This window comes from Pseudoalteromonas rubra, from assembly GCF_000238295.3.
GTDB lineage: Bacteria > Pseudomonadota > Gammaproteobacteria > Enterobacterales > Alteromonadaceae > Pseudoalteromonas > Pseudoalteromonas rubra.
The window spans coordinates 507828-533445 of sequence record NZ_AHCD03000020.1 but is presented as its reverse complement, the minus strand read 5'-3'; the positions used below and the strand labels follow the sequence as shown (position 1 = coordinate 533445).

General features: G+C 49.4%; 29 protein-coding genes and 1 riboswitch. Of the genes, 6 read left to right on the top strand and 23 right to left on the bottom strand.

Annotation, left to right across the window (positions count from 1 at the left end; translation table 11 throughout):
- Positions 1-53 precede the first annotated feature (53 nt).
- Both PRUB_RS02445 and yaaA read right to left on the bottom strand, forming a co-directional pair.
- Positions 54-290, bottom strand: coding sequence for a hypothetical protein (locus tag PRUB_RS02445; RefSeq protein ID WP_010382906.1), 237 nt, complete (start codon positions 288-290; stop codon positions 54-56).
- A 49-nt stretch (positions 291-339) separates the two neighbouring features.
- Positions 340-1119, bottom strand: coding sequence for a peroxide stress protein YaaA (gene yaaA, locus PRUB_RS02440; RefSeq protein ID WP_010382907.1), 780 nt, complete (start codon positions 1117-1119; stop codon positions 340-342).
- A 301-nt stretch (positions 1120-1420) separates the two neighbouring features.
- On the opposite strand from yaaA, the gene tal reads away from it, so the two are divergent.
- On the top strand, positions 1421-2371 hold the full coding sequence (gene tal / locus PRUB_RS02435) for a transaldolase (protein WP_010382908.1): 951 nt from the start codon (positions 1421-1423) through the stop codon (positions 2369-2371).
- Positions 2372-2679: 308 nt separating this feature from the next.
- Positions 2680-2871 (top strand): DUF3545 family protein, encoded by a 192-nt coding sequence (locus tag PRUB_RS02430; RefSeq protein ID WP_010382909.1) that lies wholly within the window; start codon positions 2680-2682, stop codon positions 2869-2871.
- Positions 2872-2916: 45 nt separating this feature from the next.
- Here the strand turns inward: PRUB_RS02430 and ung are convergent, their stop codons facing one another.
- From ung to PRUB_RS02325, 21 genes are all read right to left on the bottom strand, one after another.
- Complete coding sequence (gene ung / locus PRUB_RS02425) at positions 2917-3576, bottom strand: uracil-DNA glycosylase (RefSeq protein WP_010382910.1); 660 nt, start codon at positions 3574-3576, stop codon at positions 2917-2919.
- A 2-nt stretch (positions 3577-3578) separates the two neighbouring features.
- A complete protein-coding gene (locus PRUB_RS02420; RefSeq protein WP_010382912.1) occupies positions 3579-4457 on the bottom strand; it encodes a cobalamin-binding protein in 879 nt (292 codons plus the stop codon).
- A complete protein-coding gene (cobO, locus tag PRUB_RS02415) occupies positions 4457-5056 on the bottom strand; it encodes a cob(I)yrinic acid a,c-diamide adenosyltransferase (protein WP_010382914.1) in 600 nt (199 codons plus the stop codon). Before cobO ends, PRUB_RS02420 begins: the two co-directional genes overlap by 1 nt.
- Complete coding sequence (locus tag PRUB_RS02410) at positions 5053-6534, bottom strand: cobyric acid synthase (RefSeq protein ID WP_010382915.1); 1482 nt, start codon at positions 6532-6534, stop codon at positions 5053-5055. Before PRUB_RS02410 ends, cobO begins: the two co-directional genes overlap by 4 nt.
- A gap of 2 nt (positions 6535-6536) precedes the next feature.
- Positions 6537-7076, bottom strand: a complete 540-nt coding sequence (gene cobU / locus PRUB_RS02405) for a bifunctional adenosylcobinamide kinase/adenosylcobinamide-phosphate guanylyltransferase (protein WP_010382916.1) — start codon at positions 7074-7076, stop codon at positions 6537-6539.
- Complete coding sequence (locus PRUB_RS02400) at positions 7073-7849, bottom strand: adenosylcobinamide-GDP ribazoletransferase (RefSeq protein WP_010382917.1); 777 nt, start codon at positions 7847-7849, stop codon at positions 7073-7075. Before PRUB_RS02400 ends, cobU begins: the two co-directional genes overlap by 4 nt.
- Entirely contained in the window at positions 7842-8909 is a 1068-nt protein-coding gene (gene cobT / locus PRUB_RS02395) for a nicotinate-nucleotide--dimethylbenzimidazole phosphoribosyltransferase (RefSeq protein ID WP_010382918.1), read from the bottom strand. The genes PRUB_RS02400 and cobT overlap by 8 nt, the downstream gene beginning before the upstream one ends.
- A 16-nt stretch (positions 8910-8925) precedes the next feature.
- Complete coding sequence (locus PRUB_RS02390; protein WP_010382920.1) at positions 8926-9918, bottom strand: FecCD family ABC transporter permease; 993 nt, start codon at positions 9916-9918, stop codon at positions 8926-8928.
- Positions 9915-10712, bottom strand: a complete 798-nt coding sequence (locus tag PRUB_RS02385) for an ABC transporter ATP-binding protein (protein ID WP_010382922.1) — start codon at positions 10710-10712, stop codon at positions 9915-9917. The genes PRUB_RS02390 and PRUB_RS02385 overlap by 4 nt, the downstream gene beginning before the upstream one ends.
- 82 nt (positions 10713-10794) lie before the next feature.
- Positions 10795-10913: riboswitch (cobalamin riboswitch) on the bottom strand.
- Positions 10914-10942: 29 nt separating this feature from the next.
- Positions 10943-11542, bottom strand: a complete 600-nt coding sequence (locus PRUB_RS02380; RefSeq protein WP_040645050.1) for a histidine phosphatase family protein — start codon at positions 11540-11542, stop codon at positions 10943-10945.
- A gap of 78 nt (positions 11543-11620) precedes the next feature.
- A complete protein-coding gene (gene nqrM / locus PRUB_RS02375; RefSeq protein WP_010382924.1) occupies positions 11621-11833 on the bottom strand; it encodes a (Na+)-NQR maturation NqrM in 213 nt (70 codons plus the stop codon).
- A 109-nt stretch (positions 11834-11942) separates the two neighbouring features.
- The gene (locus PRUB_RS02370; RefSeq protein ID WP_010382925.1) at positions 11943-12971 is read right to left on the bottom strand and encodes an FAD:protein FMN transferase; all 1029 of its coding nucleotides are present in this window, start codon (positions 12969-12971) and stop codon (positions 11943-11945) included.
- Positions 12972-13276: 305 nt separating this feature from the next.
- Complete coding sequence (gene nqrF / locus PRUB_RS02365) at positions 13277-14503, bottom strand: NADH:ubiquinone reductase (Na(+)-transporting) subunit F (protein WP_010382926.1); 1227 nt, start codon at positions 14501-14503, stop codon at positions 13277-13279.
- 20 nt (positions 14504-14523) lie between these two features.
- Complete coding sequence (nqrE, locus tag PRUB_RS02360) at positions 14524-15132, bottom strand: NADH:ubiquinone reductase (Na(+)-transporting) subunit E (RefSeq protein WP_010382927.1); 609 nt, start codon at positions 15130-15132, stop codon at positions 14524-14526.
- 10 nt (positions 15133-15142) lie between these two features.
- Positions 15143-15775 (bottom strand): NADH:ubiquinone reductase (Na(+)-transporting) subunit D, encoded by a 633-nt coding sequence (locus tag PRUB_RS02355; RefSeq protein WP_010382928.1) that lies wholly within the window; start codon positions 15773-15775, stop codon positions 15143-15145.
- Positions 15775-16521: a Na(+)-translocating NADH-quinone reductase subunit C gene (locus PRUB_RS02350; RefSeq protein ID WP_010382929.1), complete on the bottom strand. Its 747-nt coding sequence runs from the start codon at positions 16519-16521 to the stop codon at positions 15775-15777. Before PRUB_RS02350 ends, PRUB_RS02355 begins: the two co-directional genes overlap by 1 nt.
- Positions 16514-17713 carry an NADH:ubiquinone reductase (Na(+)-transporting) subunit B gene (locus PRUB_RS02345; RefSeq protein WP_010382931.1) on the bottom strand — a complete coding sequence of 400 codons (1200 nt, stop codon included), beginning with the start codon at positions 17711-17713 and terminating at the stop codon, positions 16514-16516. The genes PRUB_RS02350 and PRUB_RS02345 overlap by 8 nt, the downstream gene beginning before the upstream one ends.
- Position 17714: 1 nt before the next feature.
- Entirely contained in the window at positions 17715-19058 is a 1344-nt protein-coding gene (locus tag PRUB_RS02340; RefSeq protein WP_010382933.1) for a Na(+)-translocating NADH-quinone reductase subunit A, read from the bottom strand.
- A 380-nt stretch (positions 19059-19438) separates the two neighbouring features.
- Positions 19439-20629 (bottom strand): enoyl-ACP reductase FabV, encoded by a 1191-nt coding sequence (gene fabV / locus PRUB_RS02335; RefSeq protein WP_010382935.1) that lies wholly within the window; start codon positions 20627-20629, stop codon positions 19439-19441.
- Between the two features lie 72 nt (positions 20630-20701).
- Entirely contained in the window at positions 20702-21019 is a 318-nt protein-coding gene (locus PRUB_RS02330; RefSeq protein ID WP_010382937.1) for a BolA family protein, read from the bottom strand.
- A gap of 55 nt (positions 21020-21074) precedes the next feature.
- A complete protein-coding gene (locus PRUB_RS02325; RefSeq protein ID WP_010382939.1) occupies positions 21075-21677 on the bottom strand; it encodes an alpha-ketoglutarate-dependent dioxygenase AlkB family protein in 603 nt (200 codons plus the stop codon).
- A gap of 85 nt (positions 21678-21762) precedes the next feature.
- Between PRUB_RS02325 and PRUB_RS02320 the strand changes: the two genes are divergently transcribed.
- Genes PRUB_RS02320 through PRUB_RS02305 form a run of 4 tightly spaced genes read left to right on the top strand, consistent with a single transcriptional unit; the run spans position 21763 to position 25575 of the window.
- Entirely contained in the window at positions 21763-22926 is a 1164-nt protein-coding gene (locus PRUB_RS02320; protein ID WP_040645052.1) for a methyltransferase, read from the top strand.
- Between the two features lie 2 nt (positions 22927-22928).
- The gene (locus PRUB_RS02315) at positions 22929-23492 is read left to right on the top strand and encodes a YajG family lipoprotein (protein ID WP_010382943.1); all 564 of its coding nucleotides are present in this window, start codon (positions 22929-22931) and stop codon (positions 23490-23492) included.
- An 11-nt stretch (positions 23493-23503) separates the two neighbouring features.
- A complete protein-coding gene (locus PRUB_RS02310; protein WP_010382945.1) occupies positions 23504-24130 on the top strand; it encodes a peptidylprolyl isomerase in 627 nt (208 codons plus the stop codon).
- 56 nt (positions 24131-24186) lie between these two features.
- Complete coding sequence (locus PRUB_RS02305; RefSeq protein WP_010382947.1) at positions 24187-25575, top strand: AmpG family muropeptide MFS transporter; 1389 nt, start codon at positions 24187-24189, stop codon at positions 25573-25575.
- The last annotated feature ends 43 nt before the right edge of the window (positions 25576-25618 follow it).

Below are 25618 nucleotides of genomic sequence, written 5' to 3'. Positions count from 1 at the left end.
AGGCATACTCCAAAGATTAGGGACAGGGGGTTTAGACACTAAAGCAGAGATACTCACTCCCACTCAGGCGTGTTTGTTCTGGGTTCAGCAGGCTTACTCAAACGACATTGATTCGCCTGCTCATAACAGCGTTGAATACACTGCGTTTGCAGTGGATCTGCGCTGATATAATCTTCCTGGCAATGTTGTAAGCAGGCGCGTTCATTGTGCTCACACTCTACCTGCACACTGCCAACACGCGTATTGAGCTGGCCCTGACATCCTGCCAACATCCCTAATGCAGCAAGCATACCTAAGTCTCTGATTATCCTTATCCCGCTCATCGCCTCAGACTCCGAATTAGTTTTGCTCTGCGCGCAAAAATACCGGCTCACTGGCTTTTTGCGTGGCTTCTTCGCTGTAGTAATAGCCTGCAACATCAAACGCCTTCAGTGCCTCTGGTGATTCCACCTGATTGTCCAGAATATACCGAGCCATCATGCCACGGGCTTTTTTGGCATAGAAACTAATGACCTTGAACTGACCATTTTTGCAGTCTTTGAACACAGGCGAAATAATCTCAGCTTTGAGTGCCTTTTTATCTACCGCTTTGAAATATTCATTGGATGCCAGATTAATCAGTACCTGACTATTGGCCGCTTCCAGCGCTTCATTGAGCTTGTCGGCAATAATCCTGCCCCAGAATTCATAGAGGTTTTTACCGCGCGGATTCTCCAGCTTAGTGCCCATTTCCAGACGATACGCCTGCATCAGGTCCAATGGCTTCAGTACCCCATAAAGGCCTGACAAAATACGCAAATGTTGCTGCGCGTAGTCCAATGTGGCGTCGTCCATACTCGATGCATCCAGACCAGTGTACACATCACCATTAAAGGCCAGTACAGCCTGTTTGGCATTATCAGAGGTGAAAGGTTGTGACCACTCGGCGAAGCGCGCGGCATTGAGGCCCGCCAGCTTGTCACTGATCTTCATTAAGGTGCCAATCTGTTGCGGCGACAAGTCTCGACACACGCTGATCAATTCTTCACTGTGCGTGAGCAACTCGGGCTGGGTAAAACGCGCGGTGTGCGCCGGGGTATCATAATCGAGATTTTTTGCCGGGGAAACGAGAGTGATCATGGCCTGCCTATTGACTTAACTATTGATAAATGTCAATTTCAACACTATCCCCCGGTGAGCGCAAGCGCAATATTTTTCGGGGGCTCGACACTGCTTGCCCAGTTGCTGGCAGACCAGCCTGTTTGCAGTTCGTCACGCAGACCCCCGACTGACGAAGTGCGCCCCCGCATCACGCATTCGGACTTTCTCGTGGCACGACCTCGCAGATAAGGACATATGACCTATTCACACAGGTCACGGTAATGCAACATAGGGACAGTAGACTTTTTGACACGCTGCAATGAATTGGAATGAGGACAGCATGACTTCAGCATTAGATAGGCTAAAACAGCATTCATCTATCGTCGCCGACACCGGAGATATCGAGGCAATCCGTAAACACCAACCGGAAGATGCCACCACTAACCCGTCTCTGCTATTAAAAGCAGCCGAGATGCCTGCTTATCAGGATTACCTGAAAGCAGCCTGGGACTACGCTAAGAGCCAGCATGACGATGCGGCACAACAACTGGAACTGGCTTGTGATTACTTTGCCGTTCTGCTTGGTAAAGAGATTGCTAACATTGTACCGGGTTATATCTCAACCGAAGTCGATGCACGCTTATCGTTCGATACCGAAGCGACCATTGCTAAAGCGCAGCAGTTACTGGCGCTGTATGAGCAACTGGGTGTCAGCAAAGACAAAATTTTAATCAAAATCGCCTCTACCTGGGAAGGCATTAAAGCCGCAGAAGCTTTGGAAAAGCAAGGCGTTAAATGTAACCTGACTTTGCTATTCAGCCAGGCTCAGGCACGCGCATGTGCTGACGCAAATGTATTCCTGATCTCACCCTTTGTAGGTCGGATCCTCGACTGGCACGTGGCCAATGGCCTGGAAAAGCCGACTGATCCACTGCAAGACCCGGGTGTGCAGTCAGTACGCAGCATTTACGAATTCTACAAACGTCACGGTTATAACACCGTTGTGATGGGTGCCAGCTTCCGTAACACCGCCGAAATTGTTGCCCTGACAGGGTGTGACAAGCTGACTATCAGCCCTGCTTTGCTAGAGGAACTGGGTGAATTGCCGGCCACTGAAGAGTACCTGCTGGACAACAACTATGAAGTTGTGGCTAAACCTGCTCCGTTGAGCGAAAGCGAATTCCGCTGGTTACACAACCAGGATGCCATGGCCACCGAAAAGTTGGCTGAAGGTATTCGTGCATTTGCAGCTGCCCAGGAAACGCTGGAAACACGCTTTAAGGCGCTGTAAGCTGACACTGCACTAAGCATATTGATTGAAAAACGCCACGTGATGTGGCGTTTTTTTATGCCCCGAAATTGATGACCCAATTCATTCACCGCCTCGCTCGCAGTGCTCTGTTCCTCTGGCCTCGGCAAAACTTGAAGCAAATTTGAGCTTCATCAAACTGTCACCTGCTTTTAACCTAACGGACACATTTTTATTTTACTTTTCTCCTGTCTGTGGTATACCAGCATTACTTGAAGTGTGTTTTTCATTCAAATTGAGTAATGCGTAAACACAAATCTTTGAGGTTAGTACATCAATAGGAGAAATTCATGGATAGCCTAGACGATTTTATTTCAACACTAGAAAGTCCTGCACCAAAGAAAAGAACCTCATCTAAAGGCAAAAAAAGAAAGTGGCGCGAAATTGAAGCGCTGAAGGACAAACAACGCCTGCGTAAGGAATTGGAAGAACTGGACATATTCGCAGACAGCATCGATCTGGACGAGCTTGACTTTATTTAACTGAAAAGGCGCATTGAGCGCCTTTTTTGTTTTTTAAACCTAAACTCAGACTTGCCAGTTGATGGGCGTTTTGTCCATGCTTTGCAATAGCGTGTTGGTTTGCGAAAAGTGCTGACAACCGAAAAAGCCGCGGTGTGCTGAAAGCGGAGAAGGGTGTGGTGCGTGCAATACGTGATGACGTTGTGTGTCGATCGCTTTGCCCTTTTTTTGTGCATGTGCACCCCAGAGCAGGAAGATCACGCCCTCTGTGTGTTGATTGAGCTGTTCGATAACGGCGTCGGTATAGCGTTCCCAACCGAGGTGTTTGTGGGAGTGTGCCTGTCCCTGCTCGACTGTTAACACTGTATTGAGCAGCAGTACGCCTTGCTCAGCCCAGGGTAGCAGATAGCCATGATTGGGGATCTGGAAACCCGTGATGTCCTGTGCCAATTCTTTATACATGTTGGCCAATGACGGGGGCACCTTAACACCTGGCAGTACAGAGAAACACAACCCGTGTGCCTGGTTTGGCCCATGATAGGGATCCTGTCCCAGGATCACAACCTTGACCTGATCGAACGGCGTGGCCTTGAACGCCTCAAACATCATGTCCTCAGGAGGATAGACGGCGACGTCCTGCGCCCGACGCTCGGCGACATAGTTCAGGGTGTCCTGAAAATACGTTTGTTGTTTTTCGTGCCCGAGCACGTCATTCCAGGTTGTCATATTTATTTCCCAGCTAGTTTAAGTTGCTGATAGTAAGTTCGAGAAGCATCCAGTTTATCACATAACTGAGTTAACCCTTCAAGCACACGGGTCGTATAACGATGTAACAGATCCGCATTCACCTCAATATATTGTTCATGTTTGGCCGCCGGAATTTCTGGCCACTTATGCCAGTCTATGGTGGGCTGGACTTGTTTAGATTTTTCCTGCGGGATCACTATCACCTGCGGGTGTTTCAGGAGCACATTTTCGATACTGATCTGCGGATAGGATGTCGTTGCATCGGCAAACACATTACTGGCCCCACACACCTCAAGCGTCTGATGGATCCAGGTGGTGCCATTGACCGTCATCATCGGAGCTGGCCATAACTGATAAAACACGGACAAAGGCGTTGCAGAACGATACTCCTTATGCAGTTCAGCCATGCCTTGCTCAAACTGCCGGGCTACTTGCTCAGCGTTCTCTTCCAGCCCGGTTAACTGGCCCAGCCAGCGCAGAGAGTGCGGGATCTGTTGCAAGGCTTTGGTTTCGCTGTACACCACGTTCACACCGAGCTGCTCAAGCTTATCCAGCTCAGTTTGTTGATTGCCGCCCTGCCAGGCAATCACCAGATCGGGCGACAGCGCCAGTAACTTTTCCAGCGCAATGCCATGATAACCACCAATACGGGGAATGTAATTGGCCTCAGCCGGGAAGTCCGCATATTCAACAGTCCCGACAATCCGCTCGCCAGCCCCAATGGCATATAAGTTCTCAACAATATGCGGCGCCAGGGCCACGATCCGTTTAGCCGGCTGTTCAGAGGCCTGAGCTGCACAAACCTGACTTGCAATCAGACAAACCAGCATACCCAGCCAGATATTCAGGACTGCTTTCATCAGAAATCGAACCCTTTTTGCGCTTTGATCCCCGCTTCAAACGCGTGTTTCACGTTACGAACTTCACTGACCGTATCGGCCAACTCTGTCAGGCGACGATGTGCCCCACGACCCGTAATGATCACCGACTGCATCGCAGGACGATTTTCCAACGCCGTAATCACTTCATCCAGATCAAGATAGTCGTAGCTGACCATATAGGTGAGTTCGTCCAGCAAGACCAGATCGATACTGTCATCCTGTAACCACAGTTTTGCCTGTTGCCAGGTGGCCTGCGCCGCCTGGGTATCTGTCTCGCGGTTTTGTGTTTCCCAGGTGAAGCCCGTTTTCATCACAGCAAACGGCACACCCGCGCGTTCCAACAAATTACGCTCACCGCATTCCCACATGCCTTTAATAAACTGTACTACAGCAGCATTCATGCCATGGCCCACACACCGTGCAACGGTGCCAAAGCCTGAGGTAGACTTACCTTTGCCATTGCCAGTGATCACCTGCAAGATGCCTTTTTCTTCCTGTGCCTGCTCGATTTTGGCATCGACCTGCTCTTTCACTTTTTGCTGTCTTGCCTTATGTTTATCCTGTTTGTGTTCGCTCATGCTGTCCTCTGTTCACTGATTGCCAGAATTTTATCTATGTCTAAATGGGTTTCGCACATATCGGCCAGCCGTTCCAGTTGCTGCTCACGGTGTTCTGCCAGGTTGAATCCACTACCACTGTAGCGGCCATCGCTGGCCCAGCTCAGCACACAGGTCAGTCCCTCGGGACTATCAAACAGTCCGTGCAGATAGGTGCCAGCCAGCTGGTTATCCTCACTGATAAAACCATCAACTTGCCACCCTGATGGGTGCGCGTCAAACTGTAAAAAGGGTCGCGCTAATGCAGCCCCCTGAGTGATCCCACAATGGATCTCATAACCGCTCAGATGGGTCTGCTGACCGTTCAACAAACAGCTTGCCTGCACCTGAGTCAGGGTTTTATTTGTTGTCAGTTGGGTCTCAAAATCGGCCATCGCCAGACCTTGAATACTGCCCTGTGTTGACTCGACCTGCTGAGGGTCACAAATGGTATTCCCCAGCATCTGATACCCCCCACAGATCCCCAGCACTTTTCCGCCGTAGCGTACATGGCGTCGCAACTCACTGTCCCACCCCTCTGTGCGTAAAAAAGCCAGGTCGTTAAGCACATTTTTACTGCCCGGGATGATCACTAAGTCAGCTGCACCTATGGTTTCGGTGTGGCGCACATAACGCAGATCAACTTTGGGGTCTAATCGCAAGGTATCAAAATCGGTGTGATTGCTAATATGCGGCAGCAGCAGTACAGCCACTTTAATTTCGGGGTTGTCCATGCGATTTGCTATCGTCACGGCATCTTCCGCATCCAACGCCAGATCGTGTAAGTAAGGCAATACACCCAGTACAGGTTTGCCGGTATGCTGCTCCAGCCAGTCCAGCCCGCTCTGCAACAACGCAATATCGCCCCGAAAACGATTGATCACGAAGCCTTTCACTAAAGATTGCTCGTAGTCGCTGAGCAGCGCCAGGGTCCCAACCAGGTGAGCAAACACACCGCCTTTGTCGATGTCGGCAATGATGATCACCGGGCAATCGACCTCACAGGCAAACCCCATATTGGCAATGTCGTTCTCTCGCAGATTAATTTCCGCCGGACTGCCAGCCCCTTCTACCACACAAAGGTCATACTGTTCACTGAGCCTTTGATGTGAGGTCAGTACCGCCTGCATCGCGACTTTTTTGTAATCATGATACCCTGCGGCTTCCATGTTACTGAGTGCACGGCCATGCACAATGACCTGGGCACCCGTATCTGAATTCGGCTTGAGCAAAATCGGGTTTAGATCTGTGCTCAAGGGTACTTTAGCAGCCATGGCCTGTAATGCCTGAGCCCGGCCTATTTCTCCACCATCTGGGGTAACCGCACTATTGAGCGCCATATTCTGCGGTTTGAACGGTACGACCTCGATACCACGGCGCTGTAATGCCCGACACAAGCCCGCCACTAACGTGCTTTTTCCGGCATCTGACGTCGTCCCCTGCACCATTAACGTGTTCATACTCAATTGCCTCCTTTTAGCGTCAGTGGCAAACCCGCCATCACAAAATCGACTCTGTCTGCCAAAGCGGCGATGTCCTGGTGCAACCAGCCAGATTCGTCAACAAAGCGGCGACTGAGTTCACCAAGCGGCACTATGCCGTGGCCCACCTCATTACTGATCAGGATCACCCGAGCGCGAGTGGCACGCAGAGCACTCAGCAGCGCCGCGCGCTTGTGTTGAAATGCTGAGTAGGAGTAGTCACATAATGCCGTGGTTAACCACAAGGTGAGGCAATCAATCACCACACAATCACCTGGCGCAAGGCTAGCTAACACTTGATCCAGCGCCCAGGCCTCTTCTATAAGCTGCCAGTATGCCGGGCGCGATGCCTGATGATGGGCGATCCGCGCAACCATCTCCTCATCCCCGGGTCGTGCAGTCGCGAGATAAATTAACCGGGCCACTTTACCGTCGCTGAGCCAGCGTTCGGCTCTTTGCTCACCTAACCGACTCTTTCCAGAGCGCGCACCACCCAGAATAAATTCGACCCGACCCGTCATAACCAGACCACCAGACAAAATAAATACACCGTGACTTCCGCCAGTTGCTGTGCCGCGCCCAGACAGTCTCCCGTATAACCGCCGAGCTGGCGTTTAAACCAGTAAGCGCAGCCTGTCCGGCATAACCACAGTACGACAACCAGCGCAACGCACTGCCATAGGGTAAACAGTCCGGCAAACCAGCTCACTATTAGTAAAACTAAGCCACAGCTATAAAGTAACTGCTTACTTTTTGTAGAAAGAAACTGGGCAACAGGCTTAACTTTACTTTGCGCATCTGCCTGAACATAGTTCAGTTTACCAATGATACTGGTAGCCATAACCCGGCTCAGACCATGACCAAGCAGGATAGCTGCACATACATAAGCAAGTTGCTCACTTAAGGAGAGTAAAGCCTGAAACTTGGTAAGCAGTAACAGAACCAATGCCGCCGCACCATAGGTGCCAAGTCGGCTGTCTTTCATGATGGTGAGCTTATCGGCCACACTCCAGCCACCGCCAAAGCCATCCCAGACATCCGCAAAGCCATCCTCATGAAATGCACCCGTTATGATCAGCCCGGCACTCAGCGTTATTATTACCGCAATGCCGGCAGGCAACATAAAGGCTAACACACCATAGAGAAGGGCTAACAGGGCACCCAAGAGCACACCAACCCAGGCAAAGTAGCCGCTGGCCAGGTTGATATCCTGATCGCTGACCTCGCCCGACACTTTAACGGGAATACGGGTCAGAAAGATCACCGCCAGCTTGAATTGCCTTAGCTCACTCATGAGTGTCTACCACCTGAGTGACAGCCGCCGACTCAAAGCTGGCCATCTGATAGTAAAATGCCAGCGCACTTTGGCACAGGGGCAATGCCATTGCCGCACCGGATCCCTCACCCAGACGCATGTTCAGATCCAGCAATGGCTCGGCATTTAGCTCATTCAGCATGCGCCGATGTCCCTGCTCACCTGAGCAATGGGCAAACACCATATAGTCCTGACTGGCAGGTTCAATGCGACACGCCAGCATAGCCGCGGCTGTTGCAATAAAGCCATCCACCAGAATGACCTTTTGTGCACGAGCAATTTCCAGCATTGCACCAACCATCTGACAGATCTCAAACCCGCCCAGACGACGCAACACCTCTCGAGGATCATCAAGGGCATCGCCATGTAACAGCAAAGCCTGATCGATCAGTTGTTGTTTTTTCTCCACCACTTCTGCACTCACGCCGGTGCCACGTCCAACCGTTTCAGCGCCAGTCAACCCACTTAGAGCCGAGAAAATCGCCGCTGCGGCAGTAGTATTGCCGATCCCCATTTCGCCCAACGCAAACACGTTTGACCCCGAGTCCAATGCCGTCTGTACGGCTTCTTGACCATATAACAAGCCTTGATCAAGCTGTGCTTCACTCAGGGCAGGCTCAATATGCAATGGCCGGGTGATATGACCAAGGCGTTGTGACACAATACCCAATTCCGGAGCTGGCGCTGTCAAAATACCACAGTCAATCACACTCAGTTGCCAGCCAAGCTGAGCACACAAGACATTAATGGCTGCACCACCCGTGGCAAAGTTAGCCACCATTTGGCCGGTCACCTCGCTGGGTGCAATAGACACGCCCTCGGCTGCAATGCCATGATCTCCGGCAAATATCATCATCTGCGGCTGCACGATGGCGGGTTTTTCGGCTTCAAGTTGGGCGCGACTCATGCCCTGACTCAAAATGCTCACCAGCTGATGTGCCAATGTCTCAAGCTTACCCAGCGCGCCCTGAGGTTTGGTCTTCATATCTATGGTGTGCTGAATATAAGCGTCATGCTGGCGATTGAGTGATGGGATCATAAAGTCTCCTGTTAGGTCAGATGCTGGCAGCGCGCTTTTTGGCGATTAGCAGCGATAAGAAAAACACACTGCCGATGGCGGAGGTGATCACCCCAATCGGAAGCTCCTGATTGTCTATCAGAGTGCGGGCCAGCACATCGACCCACAGCATCATGAGCCCTCCAGATAAAGCGGTTGCCAACATACCCAGTGTACGAACCTGCGAAATAAAAAAGCGCACAATATGGGGGATCATCAAGCCCACAAACCCAACCCCACCGCAGGCAGCAACAATCACGGCCGTCAACATAGATGCCAGGATCAACATGCCCAGTCTTAGCCTGTGTACATTCACACCTAAGGTTACCGCGCTCTCATCACCGACTAACAACGCATTCAGGCTACGGCGCATCAGTAACATCACTGTACAACCTATCGACACGACCAGAGCGGGTAACCACAGCCATTGCCAGTCTGCTCGGCTGAAACTGCCCAGACTCCAGAATATAATGGCGCTAATGGCCTGCGGATCACTCCAATAGAGCAATAAGCTGGTAAAGGCAGAAAATAAAAAGGTCAGCGCGACACCTGACAACAACATGTTCTCGACCAGTGCTGTGCCTTTGTGAAACGCAATGAGCAACAACAGGCTCATGGCCACTGCGCTGCCGGCAAACGCCGCGCCGGATAAGGCCAGTGCGCTTTGCACCCCAAATAATGCAACCAACAACACCACACCAAATGACGCCCCGGAGGAAATACCAAATAAATACGGATCGGCGAGTGGGTTGCGGGTAACGGTTTGCAAAATAAGCCCGGCAATGGCCAGCCCGGCCCCCGCAAAAAAAGCCAACAAAGTACGTGGCAATCGCAGCTCAACCACAATCTTTTGATTCAATATACCATTGTCATAGTTGCTCAAAGCCTGCCAGACCTCGCCCCAACTGAGTGAAACCGCCCCGACAGACAGTGCGGTGAGCATGCTGGCTAAACAGGCACAGAGCAACCCGGGTATTAGCAAAGCCTTCATTGTTGATACCCGTAGTGATAACGAATGTGAGGCACACCCGACGCATTGCGACGAGGTCCGGGGACTGTCTCAACGTCAGCACAGACGCCAAAAACGTCACTCAGTAAACCCGGCGTTATGATCTCTAACGGGGCTCCCTGAGCAATCAGCTGACCTTGCTCCAGTACCAGCAGCTCATCGCTGAGTGCCGCAGCAAGATTAAGATCATGAAATGAAGCAATCACGGTCACCCCCATGGCCTTAGCCAGCTCCATGATCTGGATCTGATACTTCACATCCAGATGACTGGTAGGCTCATCCATGATCAGCAGTTCAGGCTGCTGTACCATGGCTCTGGCGATCATCGCCCGTTGCTTTTCGCCGCCCGACAGAGCATCAAATTGCTGTTGTGCTTTGTGGCTCAGGCCGACCCGCTCAAGGGCTTCCAGGATCAGTTGCTTATCCCTTGTATTAACAGCTGAAAACAGCGTTTTATGCGGCGTCACGCCCATCGCAACTACCTCGAACAGCGCCAGGTTGAACTGGCTGGGGATCTCCTGCAATACCACTGCCACCTGGCGTGCATAAGCGCGGCGAGGATAATCAGATAAAGGTTTTCCGGCGTAGCGTATCTCCCCCTCACTGGGATGCCAGTAGCGATACAGACAACGTAATAAACTGGACTTTCCTGCCCCATTCGGCCCGATCAGACCAATAAACTGGCCACTTTGAATGGCAAAATTAAGTGCTGTCAGAATAGGTTTGTCACCCAATGCCAGATTCAGGTTATGCACGGAGATTTGTGGTGAAGTCATACCGCCTCAAATGCAGGCAGCAGCGCAGAGCCAGCCATTCGCGTTGTCACGACTGGCGTTCTGAACTGACTTAAGTGCGCCCGCTTAAGTGTAGGTATTGGCCTTGGTATCTGGCTTCAGACTCTCAGTCTATTACAGTTGCGGGGACAGCTGAGGATTTACACCTCATTCCCAATGACTGCCAATACAATACGATGCTAAATTTAGGCCTTATTATGAAGTCCAGACGTCTAAAACACAACTTTCGGCCAGGCTTGACCGGTCTCATCAAAGAAAACCGATACTTTAACCATTTTGGCGTATCCGATCTCTGCACGAGACAAGTGACCATCAAACTCAGCAGGTAAACCCAGCCAGATGGCCAGTAATTGCTTAATAACGCCCGCATGAGTGACAATCGCCACAGACTCACAGGAGGGGCTTGCGGTGAACTGCTGCCACCAATCATATAAACGTAGGTGGAATGCCGACATGGACTCCCCATTTGGCGGGGTGTGCTGCCAGGGACTTTGCCAAAAGTCACCGATGCTAGGTGCTCGTGCTGACTGCCAGAGCGCGTCGTAGCGCTCTCCATCCCAGTCACCAAAATGCATTTCACTGAGTCGGGGTTCTATCTGCAGTGGCAAACCGGTGGTTTCACAAAACGTACGAGCGACCGTCTGGCATCGCTGTAATGGAGAGGCAATCACCTGTGCAATCCCATCACACGCCTCAAGTTGGGCATGCACTTGTTCATTGCCCGACGCGCTTGCGGACATATCAGTACTTCCAAGCAAACGGCCGGTTTCCCGAGGTTCACCGTGGCGAATAAAATACAGGGTTTGTTGCATCAGGCTATGGCACTGTTATTCGGGGTCCGAAACGTAAAAACGCAAGCCTGGGCTTGCGTTTTCGATGATGTCAGTGGATTAAAGAATTTGGTTTTCTTTCCACATTTGCTCTTTTGCGAGACGCTTTTTGCGTTTATCGCACGGGTCATCACAGTCACAGATCTTGTCGATACCCATAGAGCCCAGACCGCCACAACTGCTGGCCATTGATTTCTTTTGTACTATGACCCCGACAGCCATCGCAACGGCGATCAATAACAACAACCCAAAGGTAAGTAAAAATAGTGACATCTCAGGCCTCTTTTGCATATCCATCCGCTATCGCGGACTGGTGACGGTTAATTGTGCTCATTATATAACTAAACGCACCTAAGTTAAAACGTTCGCGATGCAGATCTCATTATAAATAAGGTATGAACGCACTACTGGCGTAAATCTCCAGACCTTCATCACTTTTGCTGATCAAATAGACTGGTAGGTTGTGTAACTCAGCGTACGCTCTCGCCCGCTCAGTCCCCATCACAGTTAGGGCCGTAGCGAGGCCATCGGCTGTCATCGCAGATGGGTGCAATACTGTTACAGACACCAGGTCGTGTTTAACTGGCTTACCCGTGCCCGGATCGATCAGATGGGTGAAGGTCTCACCATCCATTTCATAGAAAATACGATAGTCGCCTGAAGTCGCAACACTGTTCTTACCTGGCTCAATCACTTTATGGATTTGTCGTTGCCCAACCGGTGCATCCGGTTTTTCAATGGCAATACGCCAGGGCTCATCATCAGGTTTAGTGCCAGACAATCTCAGCTCACCACCAATTTCAACCATATAATTGCTGATACCGTGCGACTCGATCAGTTCTGCCACTTTATCTATGCCATAGCCTTTTGCCGTGGCAGAGAAAGACAATTCCAGATGATCCAACGTTTTGGCCAAACCATCCTCTGTCAGGGTCAGTTTATCGAGGCCAATTTGCTCACGCATTTGCGCCAGCTGCTGCTCAGAAGGTCGCTTGGTCGGACGCTTGTCAGGGCCAAACCCCCACAAATCAATTAAAGGTCCCATGGTGACATCCAGTGTCTGAGTTGACAAACCCAGTCGGATTGACTCAGCAATCACCTTCCTGAAATCATCACTGATCGGCATGACCTGGTTGGCAGCCAGACGATTAAACTGGTTGATCTCTGAATCTGGAATATAGGTCGACATAGATTGATTCACCGCTTTAAGCGCGGCCTCAACCTCAGTATGTAACTGCTCTTCAGTCAGTGTGCTTTGCTGTGGAAAAGCCTTAATGTTATAGGTTGTGCCCATCGTACTGCCCTGCAGCACAATAGGCTCAGCTGCTTTGTTTGCCTGGCCACATGCCACAAGCAGCATACTTAATAAGAAAATGAAACAGAACTGGCTCTGTCTTAGCATCAGTGTCATCCCTTGTGTTTCATACCAATTTCACTTAATACCTGTTCAATTTGACGGAGCAAATATGACGCTAACTGTGTTAAAAATTTCTCGTTTAGAACCTTTACCTAAGGTATAAGTTCGCAAATTTTTGCCTTGTTATCGAACATATTTTCTCGCCTCAAAATAGAGCACTTAATTAAGCAAATTGGTATCGTTTGCCAGTAACCCCCGCTCTGTACGGAGCGTTACCCATAAAAAAAGCCCCTCAGCATGACTGCTAAGGGGCTTCTATTTTATCTTAAAAACCACTTTAAGATCATATGTATTTCAGCTTAACCACCGAAGTCGTCAAGCAGGATGTTTTCATCTTCAACACCCAGGTCTTTCAGCATGTTGATAACCGCCGCGTTCATCATCGGTGGTCCACACATGTAGAATTCACAGTCTTCTGGTGCTTCATGATCTTTCAGGTAGTTTTCATAAAGTACGTTGTGGATGAAGCCTGTGTAGCCTTCCCAGTTGTCCTCTGGCTGAGGATCGGAAAGTGCAACATGCCACTGGAAGTTATCGTTTTCAGCCTGCAGGCCGTCAAAGTCTTCCACGTAGAACATTTCACGCTTAGAACGTGCACCGTACCAGAATGACATCTTACGATCAGAGTTAAGACGCTTAAGCTGGTCGAAAATGTGTGAACGCATAGGCGCCATACCAGCACCACCACCAACGAAGACCATTTCTGCATCTGTGTCTTTGGCGAAGAACTCACCGAACGGACCAGAAATTGTAACTTTGTCGCCTTCTTTCAGAGACCAGATGTACGATGACATCTTACCACAAGGCAGGCTCAGGTTATTAGGCGGCGGCGTCGCAATACGTACGTTCAGCATGATGATGCCGTACTCTTCCGGGTAGTTAGCCATTGAGTATGCACGGATTGTTTCTTCGTCAACTTTAGACTCCAGGTTAAAGAAGCCAAAGCGCTCCCAGTCCGGACGATATTCATCAGGAATATCAAAGTCTGCGTACTTAACATGGTGTGCAGGCGCTTCAATCTGGATGTAACCACCCGCGCGGAAAGGTACAACCTCACCGTCAGGGATACCCAGTTTAAGCTCCTTGATGAAGGTTGCTTTGTTATCATTAGAGATAACCGTACATTCCCACTTCTTCACACCGAAGATTGAGTCTTCAACTTCAATCTCCATATCTGTTTTCACTGCAACCTGACACGCCAGACGACAGCCTTCACGGGCTTCACCTTTGGTGATGTGATCAAGTTCAGTTGGCAAAATGTCACCACCACCAGAGTGTACGTGGACGCGACACTGGCCGCATGAACCACCACCACCACAGGCAGATGAAATGAAGATGCCAGCATCAGCCAGTGAGCTCAATAGCTTACCGCCTGGTGCAGATTTAATTGCTTTTTCAGGATCGCCATTAATGCCGATCATGATGTCACCGCTAGGTACCAGCTTCGATTTCGCTGCAATGATGATAAGTACCAACACCACAACGATAGCGATGAACATACTTACACCTAATACAATAGTTTCCATCGTATAGTTTCCTCGCTACCTTAAAGTGAAATACCAGAGAATGACAGGAAGCCGAAGCCCATCAGACCTACAGTGATAAAGGTAATACCCAGACCACGCAGACCATCAGGAATGTCAGCATACTTCATTTTCTCGCGAAGACCTGCTAGCAATACGATAGCAAGTGCCCAACCCACACCAGAACCTAAGCCAAAGATCACTGACTCACCGAAGTTCAGGTTACGCTCAACCATGAAGGATACCGCACCAAAGATTGCACAGTTAACTGTGATCAGAGGCAGGAAGATACCCAGAGCGTTGTAAAGTGCCGGGAAAAACTTGTCCAGAGTCATCTCAAGGATCTGTACAAGTGCCGCGATTACACCGATAAATGTCAGGAACTTCAGGAAGCTTAAGTCAGCTTCAGGGAAACCTAACCACTCAAGTGCGCCTGGTGCCAAAATAGCGTGATAAACAACGTTGTTGACTGGTACAGCAACGCCCAGTACGAAGATTACCGCAACACCCAGACCGAATGAGGTAGTGACTTTCTTAGATACAGCCAGGAAAGTACACATCCCCAGGAAGAAAGATAGCGCTAAGTTTTCAACGAAAACCGCTTTTACAAATAAACTCAGATAATGTTCCATCTCTCTCCCCTTATGCCTTAGCTTCTACTTGGTCTTTCTTCCAGGTACGCAGTACCCAGATAAAGATACCTACTAAGAAGAACGAGCTAAATGGCATAACCAACAGACCCATAGGCTGGTACCAACCACCGTTAGAGATTAGCGGCAGAATTTCAACACCGAACAGTGCACCGGCACCGAACAGTTCACGTACGAAGCCAATTGCGATCAGTACAACTGAGTAGCCCAGACCGTTACCGATACCATCCAGGAATGACATCAGAGGTGGCGACTTCATTGCGTATGCTTCGGCACGACCCATTACGATACAGTTGGTAATGATTAGACCAACGAATACCGTCAGTTCTTTTGCCGTGGCATAAACAAATGCCTGCAGCACCTGGTCTACAACGATAACCAGGGACGCGATGATGGTCATCTGAACAATGATCCGTACACTTGACGGAATGTGGTTACGGATCATAGAGATGAACAAGCTTGAGAACGCAGTTACCACAGTCAATGCAATTGACATGATCAATGCGTTTTTCAGGCTTGAAGTTACTGCCAGCGCAGAACAGATACCCAGTACTTGCAGTGCAATTGGGTTATTTGCAAAGACAGGTCCAAATAGGACTTGCTTCATTTCTTTTGAGTTAGCCATTAGTTCAATGCCCCTTCACGTACTTTCGCAAGGAATGGACCAAACGCATCGTCGCCTGTCCAGAACGTAAATGTATTTTCAACACCGTTAGACGTTAACGTTGCACCAGACAGACCATCTACTTTATGTACATCACTACCTGCAGTGCCTTTTACTACGTCGATTGGTAGCTTTTTGCCCTGCCAGGTTGCAGTCCATCTTGGGTTTTGGATTTCGCCACCCAGACCCGCAGTTTCAGTGTGCTGGTAGAATTTGATTGCCTGAATGGTTTCACCGTCCAGGTCCAATGCTACGAAGCCGTACATGATACCCCAAAGACCGTAACCCTGAATTGGCAGGATCACAGACTCAAATTTACCATTGCTGTTCTTAGCAAGGTAAACCGGAGACTCAGTCGTCATACGCTGAACGCCCGCAACGTCTTTTGCTTTTGGCAAAGCAACACTGCGCGCCGCATCGAACTTAGTCATAGTGAAATCGAATGAGTTAGGATCTGTGTCTACAAACTCACCGGTCTTCATATCTACAACGCGTGCGTCAATCACTTGATTGTAGGTTTCTGACACGTTCTCAACGTTCTCAACGCCAGCAGCCGCCAAAATGTTGCGCTGTACGTCTTCGATTTTGTTTGCCTGTTGCAGTGGGCGAAGCTGTACTGCCGCAAAAGATACGACAACCGCACACACTAAACATAAGCCAACAACAACGCCTAGCGTTTTGCCGATAGATTCATTGTTACTAGACACGTGCTAATCTCCTCTTCACATTAGACTGCACAACCATGTGGTCGAAAAGTGGTGCGAACAGGTTTGCGAACAGAATTGCTAACATCATACCTTCTGGGTATGCCGGGTTAACAACACGGATAAGCACGACCATTACACCAATCAATGCACCATATGCCCACTTACCTTTGTCTGTGAAAGACGCAGATACCGGGTCGGTTGCCATGAAGAACATACCGAATGCAAAGCCACCCAGTACTAAGTGCCAGTGCCAAGGCATAGCGAATACAGTGTTAGTTTCTGAACCGATCATGTTCAGCAGCATAGACATCACTACCATACCCAGGAAAGTACCCAGGACGATACGCCACGATGCGATACGAACATAAATCAGGAACAAACCACCAATCATGATAGCCAGTGTAGAGGTTTCACCTACTGAACCTTGAATAAAGCCGTAGAATGCGTTCCACCACAGTACCATGTTGTCATAATCAAGCGCGCCTGTTGCAGCCTGACCCAGGTAAGTTGCACCTGAGAAAGAGTCTACCGCTGTCCACACAGTGTCACCTGAGATGTCACCTGGGTATGCGAAGAACAGGAATGCACGACCAGCCAGTGCCGGGTTCAGGAAGTTACGGCCTGTACCACCGAAGACTTCTTTTGCTACCACAACACCGAAGGTAATACCCAACGCAACTTGCCATAGCGGGATCGTTGCAGGCAAGATCAGGGCAAACAGTACTGATGTTACGAAGAAACCTTCATTTACTTCGTGCTTACGCACTGAAGCAAATAATACTTCCCAGAAACCACCGACAATAAATACTGTCGCGTAAATCGGTAGGAAGAAACAGGCCCCGTAGAACATCTTTGCGCCCCAGCCAGAATCGGCTGTTAGCTCACCGCCAAACAGCTGGAATAATGCTGCCTGCCAAGTGTTTGCGATTTCAAAACCATTGCCAATCGCAATCGCTGCCTGGTGGCCAATGTTGAACATACCGAAGAACATAGCTGGGAATGTCGCCATCCAAACTAAGATCATGATACGTTTCAGGTCGATATTATCACGTACGTGAGTGCCGCCTTTGTTGACATAACCTGGCGTGTAGAAAACAGTTGCTACTGCTTCATACAGGGCATACCACTTCTCGTGTTTACCGCCAGGTTCAAAGTGAGGTTCAATGTCTTCTAAAAATTTCTTTAAGGCCATTTTAACCTTCCTTCTCGATTGTAGTCAGGCAATCACGCAAGATTAATCCATAGTCGTATTTGCCTGGACAAACGAAAGTACACAACGCCAGATCTTCTTCATCCAGCTCTAGCGCACCCAGTGAAATCGCGCTGTCCAAATCACCAGAGATCAGGTCACGCAACAACAGAGTTGGCAGGATATCAAGCGGCATTACACGCTCATAGTTACCAATTGGCACCATCGCACGCTTTGAGCCACCGGTAGAGGTGGTCATCTTGAACAGACGACTTGGCGCAAAGTGAGAGATGAAAGTACGGGTTACAGAGAACTTAGTACTACCTGGTGCGATCCAGCCAAACAGCTCTTTCTCGCGACCTTCAGACAGCACAGAAACCTGTACATGATAACGACCCAGGTAAGCATGAGGACCAGCGGCTGTTTTACCAGCTAACACAGAGCCAGAAATGACCCGGTTTTCACCATCTTCAGTTTCACCTGCAACTAAATCGGTTAACGACGCACCAACTTGAGTTTTAACAAGACGTGGATTCTTCACGCTCGGACCGGCCAAAGCAACAACACGGTCTGAGTAGATTTCACCACTTAGGAATAGCTTACCGAAAGCAATTACGTCCTGGTAACCCAGGTGCCATACTTGCTTGTTTGGACCGACAGCATCGAGATTGTGGATGTGTGTACCAACCAGACCAGCAGGGTGAACACCCGCAAACTCATGTACTTCTACCTGAGAAAGCGAAGAGCTCGGCACCTTACTGCCAGATTGCTTACAAACAAACACTTTACCGTCAGTCAGACGCGAAACTACAGCCAGACCAGCTTCAAACGCTTCCACGTTTTCAGCGATCACAACAGCAGGATCCGCAGCTAGAGGGTTAGTGTCGATTGCGGTAACAAAGATCGAGCTTGGCGACGCGCTAGGTACGGCTACACGACTGAAAGGACGTGCACGCAACGCTGGCCATTGACCCGATTCGATCAGCACTTCTTTCACTTTCTCACGATCCAGGTTGCCGAGTTCAGCAGCCGGGAACTTTTCAAAAGTGATTTGCTCATCGCCCTGTACTTCAATCACAACGGACTGAAGAACACGCTTGGCTCCACGGTTGATTTCTTTAACTACACCAGAGGCTGGCGCAGTAAACTTGACGCCAGGATTCTTTTTGTCTTCAAAAAGAACTTGGCCTTTCTTGACTTGGTCATCCACACGCACTCGCATGGTTGGACGCATACCAATAAACTCTTCACCCAACACAGCTACTCGTTTGACAGCAGAACCATCATGAATAACTTGCTGTGGTGCGCCCTCTATGGGTAAGTCCAGACCTTTTTTTATGTTGATCATACGCACTTGCATTACATTAACGGAAAGAAATTGATAAATCTTTACTTACCACGGCACTATTCTCTGAGTTGTATTGGAGTCAAAGAGCTGGCACAACATACACAAAGTCGGGCCAACCTGTCCGCAACGGGAACCAGCACCGTGGTATATAGTCCTTACATATTTCCGCAATTTTAACATTAATCGTACTGACTATGCGAGTGGAAATATGAAAATAATACGACTTAACAATGGATTTAGTTCATCAGGTGTCACTGCAAGAATCTAAATATAGACCAAAGTGGTATTGATGAGAAATTGACAGTCCTGCTGGGGGGCGTTTTCTTAATGAGGAGCGCGCAATGAAACGGACGAAATCAGTGATTTCGTCCGTCTGACGACTAGATTAGGTGGTTAATCTTAACCGCCGTATCCACGTCTGCATCATAGTCAACGGACTCGATGCCAAAGCCAAATAGCTTCAGGAATTCATTGTGATAACCGGCGTAATCAGTCAGCTCATCGATACTGTCTGTGTCGACTTTATCCCAGATCACTTTAATGCGCGCCTGAACCCCGTCTTCCAGCTCTTTGTAGTTTTGGAACAGGTGACCACCGTCATCAAAGCGTGGGGTCTCTCCGTACAGGTTTTCACTGAACAACCCTTGGATCTGCTCAATTGTCCCTTCGTAGGTACCGTCTTCTTTGGTCACTTTGAACAAAGTAGAGATATACAGAGGCATAATTGGGATAGCAGAGCTTGCCTGAGTCACGACCGCATTCAATGAAGCAACATAGGCTTCACCGTTTAAGTGCGCAGTTGAGGCTTTAATTGCATCTGTCGCGCGATCCAGGTCTTCTTTGGCTTTACCTATGGTCGCATGACCATAGATAGGCCAGGTCAGCTCTTTACCGATATAAGTGTATGCCGTGGTTTTAAACCCTTCAGCAAGCACATCCGCTTCTTTCAGTGCTTCCAGCCACAACTCCCAATCTTCACCGCCCATCACTTTCACGGTATTGGCGATTTCTTCTTCATTGGCCGCTTCAACGGTCACTTCATCAATGATCCGCTTAGAGGTATTCAGGTTCTTGGTTGTGATGGTTTGACCAATTGGCTTAAGCACCGATGAAAAGGTCTCGCCCGATTTAGGATCAGTACGGCGCGGCGATGCCAGACTGTAGATGATCAAATCAACTTTGCCCATTTCGGCCTTGATGGTCTCAATCGCTTTGGCTTTTAGCTCATCCGAGAATGCATCACCATTGATGTTCTTTGACCACAGGCCAGCCTCATCAGCGGCTTGCTGAAATGCTGCGGTATTATACCAACCCGCTGACGCAGGCTTTTTCTCTGTACCTTCTTTTTCGAAGAAGATACCCAGTGTTTTTGCACCAGCGCCAAAAGCAGCGGTGATACGAGAAGCCAGGCCATAACCGGTAGAGGCACCGATCACCAGGACATTTTTAGGGCCATTATGTATTGGGCCCTGCGCCTTAACATAAGCAATTTGTTCTTTTACGTGCTCAGCACAGCCCACCGGGTGAGCATTGGTACAGATAAAACCACGGATCTTAGGTTTGATGACCATGTCTATTCCTACATATTCTGTATTATGAAAACTGCGTTAGTTTAAATGCAGATCCTGCAAACACAGGTCTGATCACTCACTATCAAATTTCGAGCCGCCCAGACAGCTCGGTGAATCAGGGACTTCGCCATGCTGTTCAGCGTATTCTTCCGGGGTATAAGTATGAATGGCCAGCGCATGAATATGATGTGCCAACTCCTCTTTTAATACCTCATTAATCAAGCGATGACGTTGTAATAAACGCTGTCCCGCGAATTTTTCGCTGACAGCAATCACTTTGAAATGTGACTCGCTACCCCGGCTGTGCATATGACTTTCGTTAATAACATTGAGATGTTTGCACGCGATGGCGTCTGCGAGCTTACTGTAGATTTGTTGTTGCATTGACATAACTCACTCCCGATGCGGAGAAAATTTAGCTCATACTATACGCACTTATGCACCATTAACCAACTGTTCTGAATGTCAGGTTGATCCGCCCCTGGGTGACGCGTGCTTGTTTCGGCAATGCATGCTGATAGTCATGCTGACTGCGCCCCGTCATCAGTAACCCGCTTCCCGTCGGCAAAGGCAAAGTCAGGGTTTCCTGTGTCTGCTTATGACGAATTTTGAAATTGCGCGTCGCCCCCAGCGACATAGAAAAAATCGTCGGATTAATTCCAAGCTCAGCTTCATCGTCACTGTGCCAGCCCATGCTGTCCTGCCCATCCCGATACCAGTTAACAAGCAGTGCATTAAAGTCGTGACCAAACTGGCGACTCAGGCGTGCACGCATGGCGCTGAGTACATCCGGCCAGGGGGCATTCTCAAGCACAGTGCCCGAATAACCATATGACACAGACTTATCGGCAATAAAACACTGTAATCTGGGGATCGGTGTAGTACGACCAAACAAGGTAATCGTGGGCTGTTGCCAATCCAAGGAGGACGCCAGATGGGTATAAAGCGCAAGGCTTTTTTCAAAGCTCAGACAGGCTGGCAGGTATTCAAAACCCGGCGGCAATTGTGGTGTTTGCCCCGGCAAACATTCTTTGTTCAGTCTCGACATGCTATATTACGTGTTCTGTTAGTTCTGCTGCGCTTTGCTAGTGTGCAAGGTGATAGCACCAACCTTGAGTGAGATTCACCCCATCATGATCACCGACGCTGTATTGGCTGGCACGGCTCTGACCCTGCATCGTTTTCCCCTTGAGCAAAAAAACCGTAGTCTGCAAGCCTGGGATGCGGCCGACGAATATCTGCTGGATCATATTACCACAGCCTATCCGGATGCACGCGATATCCTAATTCTGAATGATGCCTTTGGCGCATTAAGCTGTACGCTGGCTGCACGGCTAAAAGATCACGCGCAGTGGCATATTACTCAGGTCAGTGATTCTTTTGTGGCGCAACAGGCAACCCGCCACAATCTGGCAGAAAACCAGCTGGAGTGGGTACTGGATGAAACTAAACTCACTCAGCTAGATAGTCTCGCAACCTTGCCGGAACAGTGCGACCTGATCCTCATAAAGGTGCCAAAAAATGCCGGACTGCTGCAACATCAGTTATCCCAACTCAGCCACCTCGCCGCGGGTATCCCGATTGTGGCAGCGGGTAAAGCCAAAGAAATTCATACTTCAACGCTAAAGAGTTTCAGTCACTTTATGCAACCGCCTACCACCAGTCTGGCGGTTAAAAAGTCCCGATTAATCTTTTGTACCACCACCGACAAACCCGTGACCGATAAGTTTCCGGTTAGCTGGGCGCTGGAAAACACCCCTTTCACAATACATAACCATGCCAATGTATTCTCCCGTGACTCTCTGGATATCGGCGCCCGGTTCTTTATGAACTATCTGCCGGCAGGTAAAAAACCACTGCGGGTGATAGATCTGGGCTGCGGAAACGGCGTCATTGGCTTGCAAACACTGGCGCGGATGCCAAATGCACAGGTTACATTTGTCGATGAATCCGCCATGGCCGTTGCCAGTGCTCGCGAAAACGTCAGTCACAACCTCCCGGACAGAGTAGGTGACTGCCAGTTTATGCAAAATGATTGTCTCAGTGATTTTTCGCCTAACTCCACCGATCTGGTGTTATGCAACCCCCCGTTTCATCAGGCACAGGCCATTACCGATCACATTGCCTGGCAAATGTTCTTACAAGCTAAACATACGCTGAGAAATGGCGGAGAATTGCGGATCATTGGCAATCGCCACCTTGATTACCTTGATAAGTTGCAGCGCCTGTTCGGGAATTGTAAGGTGATAGGCAATAATAAAAAGTTTACCGTATTAAGTTCTATTAAAAGGAGCTAATCATGCGCTTAGCATTTTCTGCATCTCTCTTTGGTGCAGCCCTCAGTTTACTCGCGGGGTGCAGCAGTGCACCTAAAACTGTGATCCTTAACCCCAGCTATCAGGGTGGTAATATCAGCCAGTTATCGCAAACCCTGGCAATTAAGGTGATCGACAATCGAACAACCAAGTTCACCATTAAAGTACTGGAGCAAGAGCCTGCGGTTTACCTTCCGAATGCAGAGCTGCCTGTCATCTTAAACAAACTATTGGCTCAGGCACTTGAGGCCAACGGGGTGACGCTGTCATCACAAAGCGATACTCAGCTGACACTGCGCATTCGCACCTTTATTGCCAAAGTTGATGAAACGCTCAGTCGCCATGAAAGTACAGCACAGGCCGAATTTGTTATAGAAGCAAGTAAAGGGCAACGCACATTTACCAAGCCCTTCACTGGTGAAGCAATATTCAGTAAACCACTAAAACATGACCAATCTCAGGTAGAGGGGCAACTAAACCGCCTTGCTGAGCAGGTGGTCACTCGCATGCTGTCGGATAAAGAATTAATCAACTTTTTGCAACAATAAAAGGCTAAGCTATGCTCCGTATCCTGATCCTGTTGACATTACTACTGACGAGTAGTTTCTCATTTGCGAACAATAAAGAAGGGCGCTTTGTCCAAAAAGATAACCTGTTTCCTAAAGTTCAGCTCAATACCTCACTGGGCAAAGTGATCGTAGAACTGGATCGCTCCCGTGCCCCGATCACAGTCAATAACTTTCTCACTTACGTGATCAACGGTGACTATAAAGGATCTGTCTTTCACCGGGTAGAGCGGGACGAAGCCAACGAGCGTGATTTCGTGATCCAGGGCGGTGGCTATGATAAAGACTATGATGGCATGTTCGAGCGTCCCGCAATCTTTAACGAGAGCGGCAACGGCCTGAAAAATAATATGTACACCATTGCCATGGCTTATCAGGACAATAAGCCACATTCAGGGACCCGCCAGTTCTTTTTTAATATGGATGACAATGACCACCTTAACCCCGGGCGCGGATGGGGTTTTGCAGTATTTGGTAATGTCGCGGATGGCTTCGATACACTCGACAAAATCATGCAAGTCGAGACAGACTACAACAAAAAGCTGGGCTATACCTTTATCCCCAAAACACCTGTGATCATCCACAGCATAGAAATGCTGCCGGAAGAGACCTTCGAGTAATCACTTATCAGTATCGCCTTGCTCCATAACAGGGCGATATTGGATTGGAAAACACTATGATCATTTCATCCAGCCTGCGTGACTATGCCAGCTACTATCGCGATAAACGCCTGCTCACGGTCTTTGCTTTTGGGGTCAGTCAGGGCTTCCCCTGGGTTTTAATTGGCTCAGTGATGTCTGCCTGGCTTAAAGACGAAGGGCTTAGCCGCAGCATGATAGGGTTATTCGGCATTGTGTTCAGTGCCTACACCATCAACTTCTTGTGGTCCCCGCTGCTGGATCGGGTTCGTCTGCCATTGCTGACGAAATGGCTGGGGCAAAGACGCAGCTGGATCGCGGCCGGACAACTGATTGTTGCACTGTCAGCACTGGCTTTAAGTCAGGTTGACCTCACAACCGATCTTTATCTGGCTGCATTATTGTGTTTCATTATTGCCCTGAGTGCTGCTACCCATGATATTGCAATAGACGCCTATCGGATTGACATCCTGCCACCAGAAGAAAGTGAAAAATCCACCGCTGCCGCCGCGATGGCCACATCTGGATGGTGGAGTGGCTACGCCCTGCTTGGTGCCATACCGTTTTTTGCGGCAGACTTACCGGGTGTCAGCTGGCCCGAGATATACACACTACTGGCAGCCATTATGCTGGCGCTATTAGTGGTCACACTCAGTGCCCGTGAACCTCAGTCTCACCGGGAGCACACACAGCAACAACTACAAGCGCAATATCAGTCCCGGCTTGGCGGGCTGGAACACAATCGACTGCAGCGCATTCTGGCCTGGCTGGCTGTTACCCTGGTTGAGCCGTTTCGCAGCTTCTTTAACCGCAATGGCGTCAAAACGGCTCTGGCCCTGTTGGCCTTTATTTTTCTGTTCAAAATTGGTGAGGCCTTTCTGGCACGCATGTCTATCGTGTTTTACAAAGAGATTGGCTTTAGCAACAGCCAGATAGCTCAGTATTCAAAACTGGGAACCGGTCTTATCACGATTATTTTTGCGTTTCTGGGTAGCATCTTTAACCACAAATACGGCATTGTAAAAGGCCTGTTTATCAGTGGCGTTGCCATGGCGGCATCTAACCTGATGTTTTCCTGGATAGCCGTTGCAGGTCCCAAGGAACACCTGTATGCCCTCGCTATCGTCATCGATGGGTTTACCCAGGCCTGGTCGCTGGTCGCCATGGTGGCCTTCATTTCGATGTTATGTGATCGCGCTTTCAGCGCAACCCATTATGCACTGCTTGCCTCACTCGGTAGTCTCGGTCGTACCGTGCTCTCCAGTTACAGTGGTGTCGTAATAGATGACTGGTTGGGGGGAAACTGGGCGGTATTCTTCGCGCTGACAGCACTGATGGTCGTGCCTTCTTTGATATTCTTGTATGCAATCCGTCATAAACTCTATCAAATAGAACGGAATTATCACAATCAGGGAGAACAAGGGTAAGAAAAAAACGTGGCGTTTCTGGTCCATGCTAAAGGGATAGAGG

What these genes read in the sequence shown, in the direction of transcription:
- PRUB_RS02330 (WP_010382937.1), bottom strand. Translation starts at nt 21,019, where the DNA reads ATGTCAATGCAACAACAAATCTACAGTAAGCTCGCAGACGCCATCGCG.
- PRUB_RS02325 (WP_010382939.1), bottom strand. Translation starts at nt 21,677, where the DNA reads ATGTCGAGACTGAACAAAGAATGTTTGCCGGGGCAAACACCACAATTG.
- PRUB_RS02380 (WP_040645050.1), bottom strand. Translation starts at nt 11,542, where the DNA reads ATGCAACAAACCCTGTATTTTATTCGCCACGGTGAACCTCGGGAAACC.
- cobT (WP_010382918.1), bottom strand. Translation starts at nt 8,909, where the DNA reads ATGATCCCATCACTCAATCGCCAGCATGACGCTTATATTCAGCACACC.
- PRUB_RS02420 (WP_010382912.1), bottom strand. Translation starts at nt 4,457, where the DNA reads ATGAAAGCAGTCCTGAATATCTGGCTGGGTATGCTGGTTTGTCTGATT.
- tal (WP_010382908.1), top strand. Translation starts at nt 1,421, where the DNA reads ATGACTTCAGCATTAGATAGGCTAAAACAGCATTCATCTATCGTCGCC.
- PRUB_RS02345 (WP_010382931.1), bottom strand. Translation starts at nt 17,713, where the DNA reads ATGGCCTTAAAGAAATTTTTAGAAGACATTGAACCTCACTTTGAACCT.
- cobO (WP_010382914.1), bottom strand. Translation starts at nt 5,056, where the DNA reads ATGAGCGAACACAAACAGGATAAACATAAGGCAAGACAGCAAAAAGTG.
- PRUB_RS02315 (WP_010382943.1), top strand. Translation starts at nt 22,929, where the DNA reads ATGCGCTTAGCATTTTCTGCATCTCTCTTTGGTGCAGCCCTCAGTTTA.
- yaaA (WP_010382907.1), bottom strand. Translation starts at nt 1,119, where the DNA reads ATGATCACTCTCGTTTCCCCGGCAAAAAATCTCGATTATGATACCCCG.
- PRUB_RS02355 (WP_010382928.1), bottom strand. Translation starts at nt 15,775, where the DNA reads ATGGCTAACTCAAAAGAAATGAAGCAAGTCCTATTTGGACCTGTCTTT.
- PRUB_RS02410 (WP_010382915.1), bottom strand. Translation starts at nt 6,534, where the DNA reads ATGAACACGTTAATGGTGCAGGGGACGACGTCAGATGCCGGAAAAAGC.
- PRUB_RS02305 (WP_010382947.1), top strand. Translation starts at nt 24,187, where the DNA reads ATGATCATTTCATCCAGCCTGCGTGACTATGCCAGCTACTATCGCGAT.
- PRUB_RS02310 (WP_010382945.1), top strand. Translation starts at nt 23,504, where the DNA reads ATGCTCCGTATCCTGATCCTGTTGACATTACTACTGACGAGTAGTTTC.
- nqrM (WP_010382924.1), bottom strand. Translation starts at nt 11,833, where the DNA reads ATGTCACTATTTTTACTTACCTTTGGGTTGTTGTTATTGATCGCCGTT.
- PRUB_RS02400 (WP_010382917.1), bottom strand. Translation starts at nt 7,849, where the DNA reads ATGAGTGAGCTAAGGCAATTCAAGCTGGCGGTGATCTTTCTGACCCGT.
- nqrF (WP_010382926.1), bottom strand. Translation starts at nt 14,503, where the DNA reads ATGGAAACTATTGTATTAGGTGTAAGTATGTTCATCGCTATCGTTGTG.
- fabV (WP_010382935.1), bottom strand. Translation starts at nt 20,629, where the DNA reads ATGGTCATCAAACCTAAGATCCGTGGTTTTATCTGTACCAATGCTCAC.
- PRUB_RS02370 (WP_010382925.1), bottom strand. Translation starts at nt 12,971, where the DNA reads ATGACACTGATGCTAAGACAGAGCCAGTTCTGTTTCATTTTCTTATTA.
- PRUB_RS02430 (WP_010382909.1), top strand. Translation starts at nt 2,680, where the DNA reads ATGGATAGCCTAGACGATTTTATTTCAACACTAGAAAGTCCTGCACCA.
- ung (WP_010382910.1), bottom strand. Translation starts at nt 3,576, where the DNA reads ATGACAACCTGGAATGACGTGCTCGGGCACGAAAAACAACAAACGTAT.
- cobU (WP_010382916.1), bottom strand. Translation starts at nt 7,076, where the DNA reads ATGACGGGTCGGGTCGAATTTATTCTGGGTGGTGCGCGCTCTGGAAAG.
- PRUB_RS02390 (WP_010382920.1), bottom strand. Translation starts at nt 9,918, where the DNA reads ATGAAGGCTTTGCTAATACCCGGGTTGCTCTGTGCCTGTTTAGCCAGC.
- PRUB_RS02385 (WP_010382922.1), bottom strand. Translation starts at nt 10,712, where the DNA reads ATGACTTCACCACAAATCTCCGTGCATAACCTGAATCTGGCATTGGGT.
- PRUB_RS02320 (WP_040645052.1), top strand. Translation starts at nt 21,763, where the DNA reads ATGATCACCGACGCTGTATTGGCTGGCACGGCTCTGACCCTGCATCGT.
- nqrE (WP_010382927.1), bottom strand. Translation starts at nt 15,132, where the DNA reads ATGGAACATTATCTGAGTTTATTTGTAAAAGCGGTTTTCGTTGAAAAC.
- PRUB_RS02340 (WP_010382933.1), bottom strand. Translation starts at nt 19,058, where the DNA reads ATGATCAACATAAAAAAAGGTCTGGACTTACCCATAGAGGGCGCACCA.
- PRUB_RS02445 (WP_010382906.1), bottom strand. Translation starts at nt 290, where the DNA reads ATGCTTGCTGCATTAGGGATGTTGGCAGGATGTCAGGGCCAGCTCAAT.